General features: G+C 52.5%; 3 protein-coding genes and 4 pseudogenes. 5 read left to right on the top strand and 2 right to left on the bottom strand.

Translation table 11 applies throughout. The features are described from left to right. Positions 1-44: 44 nt before the first annotated feature. The 3 genes and pseudogenes from LH51_RS16555 to ettA all read left to right on the top strand — a co-directional run bounded on the left by LH51_RS16555 (position 45) and on the right by ettA (position 2,363). Positions 45-317, top strand: a complete 273-nt coding sequence (locus tag LH51_RS16555; RefSeq protein WP_036524286.1) for a CopG family ribbon-helix-helix protein — start codon at positions 45-47, stop codon at positions 315-317. Next, entirely contained in the window at positions 305-595 is a 291-nt protein-coding gene (locus tag LH51_RS16560) for a type II toxin-antitoxin system RelE/ParE family toxin (protein WP_036524289.1), read from the top strand. Before LH51_RS16555 ends, LH51_RS16560 begins: the two co-directional genes overlap by 13 nt. Before the next feature lie 84 nt (positions 596-679). Continuing rightward, positions 680-2,363: pseudogene (ettA, locus tag LH51_RS16565) on the top strand (energy-dependent translational throttle protein EttA). On the opposite strand, the pseudogene LH51_RS16570 reads toward ettA, so the two are convergent. Then, positions 2,360-3,447: pseudogene (locus LH51_RS16570) on the bottom strand (GGDEF domain-containing protein). The pseudogenes ettA and LH51_RS16570 sit on opposite strands and share 4 nt — an antisense overlap. A 203-nt stretch (positions 3,448-3,650) precedes the next feature. Here LH51_RS16570 and LH51_RS16575 point away from each other — a divergent pair. After that, positions 3,651-4,019, top strand: coding sequence for a PilZ domain-containing protein (locus tag LH51_RS16575; protein WP_036524291.1), 369 nt, complete (start codon positions 3,651-3,653; stop codon positions 4,017-4,019). A gap of 4 nt (positions 4,020-4,023) precedes the next feature. Here LH51_RS16575 and radA read toward each other — a convergent pair. Beyond that, positions 4,024-5,408: pseudogene (gene radA / locus LH51_RS16580) on the bottom strand (DNA repair protein RadA). A 129-nt stretch (positions 5,409-5,537) separates the two neighbouring features. Between radA and LH51_RS16585 the strand changes: the two are divergent. Beyond that, positions 5,538-6,808 (top strand): annotated as a pseudogene (locus LH51_RS16585) (O-acetylhomoserine aminocarboxypropyltransferase/cysteine synthase family protein). The last annotated feature ends 129 nt before the right edge of the window (positions 6,809-6,937 follow it).

Here is a 6,937-nt window from a genome sequence, read left to right on the forward strand (position 1 = left end):
ACTTAAGCTTAAAATGCTTAGGCTTAATACACTCAGGTGATCATATGGCAACATCAGTAAAGCTTGATGACGATATGAAAAGTCGTATACAGCACCTGGCCGAAGTGCGGCATCGTTCATCACACTGGATAATGCGTGAAGCGATCCGTGATTATGTCGAGCGTGAAGAAAAACGCGAAGCTTTCAAACAGGATGCACTAAATGCTTGGGAAGCCTACCAGGAAAATGGCTTGCACTTGACGCTTGAAGAAGCTGACGCCTGGATGGAGAAGCTTGAAGCGGGTGAAGATGCGGAGCTGCCTAAGTGTCACGTCTGATTTGGTCACCACCAGCTCTCGCTGACGTACAACGACTCTATCGCTTCCTTGCCATGAAAGACAAAGATGCAGCTCGACGCGCCATCAAAACCATACGAGCAGGCGTGAAAATACTTGCACACCAGCCGGAGGTAGGCAGACCTATTGCCGATATGGATCCGGAGTTTCGGGAATGGCTGATTGACTTTGGCAGTAGCGGCTATATCGCGCTGTATCGCTTTGATGGTGAAACGGCAAGCATTCTTGCTGTGCGACATCAGAAAGAAGCCGGATATTAAGACATTAAATTTACACAGGCAGCATTTACGGTTTGTTAAAAACCACCAAGAATTTGTTAACTTTATCATTAAGAGTATTAAAATATGGCCAAAGGCGACAAAACAGGACAAACAGGATCTTACGTATACAGCATGAACCGGGTTGGCAAAATCGTGCCACCCAAACGCGAAATTCTGAAAGATATCTCGCTCTCCTTTTTCCCTGGCGCCAAGATCGGTGTACTTGGCTTGAATGGTTCGGGTAAATCATCCCTGTTAAAAATCATGGCAGGCCTTGACAGGAGTACATAGGTGAAGCTGTACCCATGCCGGGTATCAAAGTGGGCTATCTGCCACAGGAACCTGAGCTGGATGACAGTAAAACCGTGCGCGAAGTGGTTGAAGAAGCTGTTGCCGATGTCAAAGATGCATTAGCCGGATTAGACGCCATATACGCAGCCTACGCCGATCCTGATGCGGACTTTGATGCACTGGCGAAAAAGCAGGCCGAACTGGAAAACCTGATACAGGCCAAAGACGGTCACAACCTCGACAACGCCCTGGAGCGTGCCGCCGACGCCCTGCGTCTGCCACCCTGGGATACTCAGGTTGCGGTGCTCTCCGGTGGTGAACGTCGCCGTGTAGCCTTGTGCCGTCTGTTACTGGACCATCCGGATATGTTGCTGCTGGACGAGCCCACCAACCACCTGGATGCCGAGTCTATCGCCTGGATCGAGCGCTTCCTGCAAGAGTACCCTGGTACTGTCGTAGCTATCACCCATGACCGTTACTTCCTGGATAACGCCGCAGGCTGGATTCTGGAACTGGACCGTGGACGCGGCATACCTTACGAGGGTAACTACTCATCCTGGCTAGAGCAGAAGGACCAGCGTCTCGCGGCCGAAGCCAAACAGGAAGCCTCGCATCGCAAAGCGATTCAGGCTGAGCTGGAATGGGTCCGCCAGGGTGCCAAAGGGCGTCAGGCCAAGTCCAAATCACGTATCAAGCAGTTTGAAGAGATGAACTCCCGCGAGTTCCAGCAGCGCAACGAAACCCAAGAGATCTACATTCCACCCGGACCGCGCCTGGGCGACAAGGTCATAGATCTGCATAATGTCACCAAGTCCTATGATGACAAGCTGTTATTTGAGAATGTCAGCCTGTCGATTCCACCGGGTGCCATCGTCGGCATCATCGGCCCTAACGGTGCGGGTAAATCCACGCTGTTCCGCATGATCAGTGGTGAAGAGCAACCTGACTCCGGTGAAATTGAGATCGGCAGCACGGTGAAACTGTCTTATGTGAACCAGTCACGCGAACTGGAAGGCAACAAGACTGTTTTTGAAGAGATCTCCGGCGGTCAGGACATCATTACGGTTGGCACCTATCAAACACCGGCACGCGCTTACTGCGGACGCTTTAACTTCAAAGGCGCTGATCAGCAAAAGTTCGTCAAGGACCTGTCCGGTGGTGAGCGCAATCGCCTGCATATGGCCAAGCTGCTGAAAGAGGGTGGCAACGTGCTGTTACTGGATGAGCCTACCAACGATCTGGACGTGGAAACCTGCGCGCACTGGAAGAAGCCATTCTGGCTTTCCCAGGTTCAGCTGTGGTGATTTCGCATGACCGTTGGTTCCTCGACCGCGTGTGTACACACATGATCGCCTATGAAGGGGATTCCAGCGTAGCCTTCTTCGAAGGCAACTACACTGAGTATGCCGAAGACTACCGCAAGCGCCACGGCAAAGACCACCAGCCAGAGCGCATCAAATACAAGCGGATGACTTAATCCGCCAATTTGAACTGATCCCGGCCGCCGTCCTTGGCTTGATACAGGGCCTCGTCAGCGCGCCGGATCAACTCAGACTGAGACTCACCTTTTTTCAATACAGCGATCCCTATACTTGTGGTAAAGCCAACCTTTTCACCACTGGGTACCTGCACGCTGACTTCACGGCAAGCCTTGCTATAGCGTCGGCCACAACTGAAGCATCAGCCCCACTCATCCCCGGCAAGACCATCAAGAACTCTTCACCACCAAAACGACCGGCCAGGTCCAACTTCTTGCGTGTATGTTTTTTCAAGATACCGGCAAAATACTTAAGCACTATGTCACCTGCAGCATGACCGTAAGTGTCATTAAAGCCCTTGAACTTATCCAGGTCGAACAACAATACGGCCAGCGGCTTCCCGGCATCCTGAGACGCAGCCATATCCGTATCCAATTGCTCCAGAATCAGGCGTCGGTTGGCCAGTCCAGTCAGCGCATCACGGGTTGCCTGTCGATACAGCACCAACAGCATATTCAGCTGATTCACAGCCGCCCATCCAGCCACTACCGCCAAGACTAACAATAACCAGAGATTATTGACTGCAGCCACCTCACCCAGGGTACCTCGGGAAAGCTGAGTGACCAGTTCCACCAGCATTAGCAGCAAGGTCAATCCCAGCACTTCGGCTATAGCCAACGGGAAAATAGCCATCATACTGATAATCATAAACGGAAAAAATTGATACCCAGCCACACTTTGCTCATGGCCATAAATCATTAATAGCGCCGCACTAAACGAATGAAACGCGGTTAGTATCAAAAATAACAGCAACTGCCGAAGCAGAGCCAAGCGCGGGCTATAAGGACGCTGCCCCCAGAAAAACAACCCGAGAAAGAACACACTGCTTACTACACGCGCTATGGCAATAGGCATCTGCACGTTGGCTGGCAACAACCACTGATCTACCAAAATCCAGCCACTTTGCATAATCGCCAGAATCAGCGCAATAATCCGTACACGGCGATAGGTATAAAAGCTACGCGTATGTTGAAAATAATGTGTATGGCTTCGGGCCGAAAACAATTCCAGGATCGGATACATCAATTCACCCCTTTCTTCGCGCCCGATGACAGCAGACAGCGCTGGATAGTATATGTTAATTTATCAGAAGGATAACTGACTCTTGGATCAGACTCCACAAACAAAGCAAGTGATTAACGCTGTTGTGCAAGTTGTACTAAAATGGAATCATTCTCCTGGCTATTCCAGCCTTAGGCGGGAGACATCTTACGAGGAAAGACACAGTGAACACTAACGAACAAGACCGCCGCCGCTTCACCCGGATCAACTTTGATGCCGAGTGCGAAGTGCATTACAGTGGTGGTGCTATTGTCATGCAACTGATCGATATTTCACTGCGCGGTGTGTTGATGCAATTTAACCACCCACTCCCACTGGAGATCGGCGGTGAAGCGGAAATCAATATCTACCTCGCCAACGATGTATTGATTCGCATGAAAACCCAGCTAAATTATGCTGAACCTCCAAATTATGGCTTTTTTGTCAAAGAAATAGACCTGGACAGCATGTCCCATCTGCGCCGCCTGCTTGAACTGAACCTGGGAGATGAAGCCTTACTGGAACGCGAACTGGAACAGATGGTGCTGGATTAAGCACCTAGATGTGATCCAGCGCATCGGCCAATATACTCACACCTATTACCTGAATTCCCGGCACTGGCTCCTTGGGGACATTGGCCTTAGGTACTATCGCTTTTTTGAACCCGTGCTTGGCGGCTTCACGAATACGCTCCTGACCATTAGGTACGGGGCGAATCTCACCCGATAACCCCACCTCACCAAACACAATCAATTCATGCGGCAAAACCTGATCACGGAAACTTGAAACAACCGCTAGTAATAATGCCAAGTCCGCACTGGTTTCCAGTACCCGCACACCACCCACGACATTGACGAACACATCCCGATCGCCCGTCATCAACCCGCCATGACGGTTCAGTACCGCCAGCAACATCGCCAGACGATTCTGATCCAGCCCCACCGCAACACGCCGAGGATTAGACAGGTGCGACTCATCTACCAACGCCTGCAACTCCACCAATAAAGGCCGTGTACCTTCCCAAACCACCATCACCACACTGCCAGCACTGGGTTCATCTCCCCGGGTCAGGAAAATAGAGCTGGGGTTGCGTACTTCTTTCAATCCGCTTTCCAGCATGGCAAACACACCCAGCTCATTCACGGCGCCAAAGCGGTTTTTATGACTACGCAGAGTACGGAAACGACTATCAGATGAGCCTTCCAGCTGCAACGAGCAGTCAATCATATGCTCCAATACTTTAGGTCCCGCCAGTGAGCCATCCTTGGTCACATGGCCGACCAGAAACAGCACCGTACCAGTCTGCTTGGCATAGCGGGTCAGATAGGCGGCTGATTCACGCACCTGTGACACAGAACCCGGCGCTGACTGGACATCGGCCACATGCATAACCTGAATGGAATCGATCACGATCACCTTCGGCTTCAGCTCCTGTGCCACATCACAGATAGTCTCTACGGAGGTTTCTGACAGCATTTTCAGATGGTCTGCTTTCAATCCCAGGCGTGAGGCACGCAATGCCACCTGCTGCAAGGACTCCTCACCGGTTACATACAGCGCAGGGTAGCGCCCGGCCAGATGACACAGGGTTTGCAATAACAAGGTACTTTTACCGGCTCCCGGATGCCCGCCAATCAACACGGCAGAGCCAGGTACCAAACCACCGCCGAGCACACGATCCAGCTCACCCGTGCCGGTCGGAATACGCGGCATGGCTTCAAGATCCACCTCACCCAGCTAACCACACGCTTATGCGCACTCAGGCCCGCATCCCCGGCATAGCCGTCAAAGCGTGCTCCTCGGGCTGAGCCTGCGGTTGAGGCACTACTGAGTCGCACTTCGGTCAGGGTATTCCAGGCACCGCAGGCACTACATTGCCCCTGCCACTTGGTATAATCAGCACCACAGTCGTTACAGACATACGCGGATTTTGCTTTAGCCATGTCCACTCCCGGACTGAAGAAAATTAACTGGCCGGATTGTAACGTGATGGCCAGACAAAGCCAAAATCTGCTACCTTAAATACCACCAGCCACTGGCTGACATAACACTAACAAAACAGAGACACGCTAATGAAACTTGAAACCCTAGCACTGCATGCCGGCTATAGCCTGATCCAACCACCAAGGCGGCTGCAGTCCCCATTTACCAAACCACCTCCTACGCCTTCGATGATGCTCAACACGGTGCCGACCTGTTTGATCTGAAAGTACCCGGCAACATTTACACCCGCATCATGAACCCCACCAACGATGTGCTGGAACAGCGCGTTGCGGCACTCGAAGGCGGGATTGCCGGCCTGGCCGTAGCTTCCGGCATGGCAGCAATTACATACACCATCCAGACGCTGGCGGAAACCGGTGACAATATCGTTTCTACCAGCGAACTGTATGGCGGGACTTACAACCTGTTCGCCCATACCCTGCCACGCCAGGGTATTAATGTACGCTTTGTGAATAAAGATGACTTTGCCGCTATCGAAGCACAGATCGACGCCCGCACCAAAATGCTCTATTGCGAATCCGTAGGTAACCCCTCAGGTGGCATTTCTGATATAGAAACACTGGCAGAGATCGCTCACCGTCATGGCATCCCGTTGGTTGTAGACAACACCGTACCCAGCCCGGCACTTTGGCGGCCGATTGAACAGGGCGCCGACATTATTGTGACGGCCGCAACCAAGTATATTGGCGGGCATGGCAACTCCATTGGTGGTGTAATTGTCGACTCGGGCAAATTCCCCTGGGCCGAGCACAAAGAACGCTTCCCGCTGCTAAATACGCCGGATGTGTCCTACCATGGCGTGGTGTACACCGACGCTTTCGGACCAGCGGCCTTTATCGGACGCTGCCGGGTCGTACCGCTGCGTAATATGGGTGCTGCCCTGTCTCCTATGAATGCTTTCCTGCTGCTTCAAGGTCTGGAAACCCTCAGCCTGCGCATGGAACGCATCTGTGAAAACACCGCCAAGGTCGCCGCTTTCCTGCAGCAACACGATGCCGTTTCCTGGGTGAATTATGCGGGTCTGCCAGAGCACAAAGATCATGCCCTGGCACAGAAATATATGCAGGGGAAGGCTTCTGGCATCCTGAGCTTTGGCCTGAAAGCCGGACGTGACGCCACGCGCCGCTTCTATGACGCACTGGAAATCTTCCTGCGCCTGGTGAATATCGGCGACTGCAAGTCACTGGCATCCATCCCTGCCGAGACCACTCACCGTCAGTTGAACGATGAAGAACTCAAATCCGCAGGTGTCTCACCGGAAATGGTACGCCTGTCGATTGGTATCGAACATATCGATGATCTGCTGGCTGATCTGGAACAGGCACTGAGCAAAGTCTGACAACATCAGTAGCATACAAGGACTTTATGCTACTACGGACATCGCAGAGGGTGGATAAGGTCGAGCCTGGCTGACCATCTGCCGCCAGGACGGCGGCAGCTGAGCCCCCATGGACGGGTTTACGGCGCG

This window comes from Nitrincola sp. A-D6 (assembly GCF_000764495.1).
GTDB lineage: Bacteria > Pseudomonadota > Gammaproteobacteria > Pseudomonadales > Balneatricaceae > Nitrincola.

Coding starts and splice junctions, on each gene's coding strand:
- LH51_RS16555 (WP_036524286.1), top strand. CDS start 45: ATGGCAACATCAGTAAAGCTTGATGACGATATGAAAAGTCGTATACAG.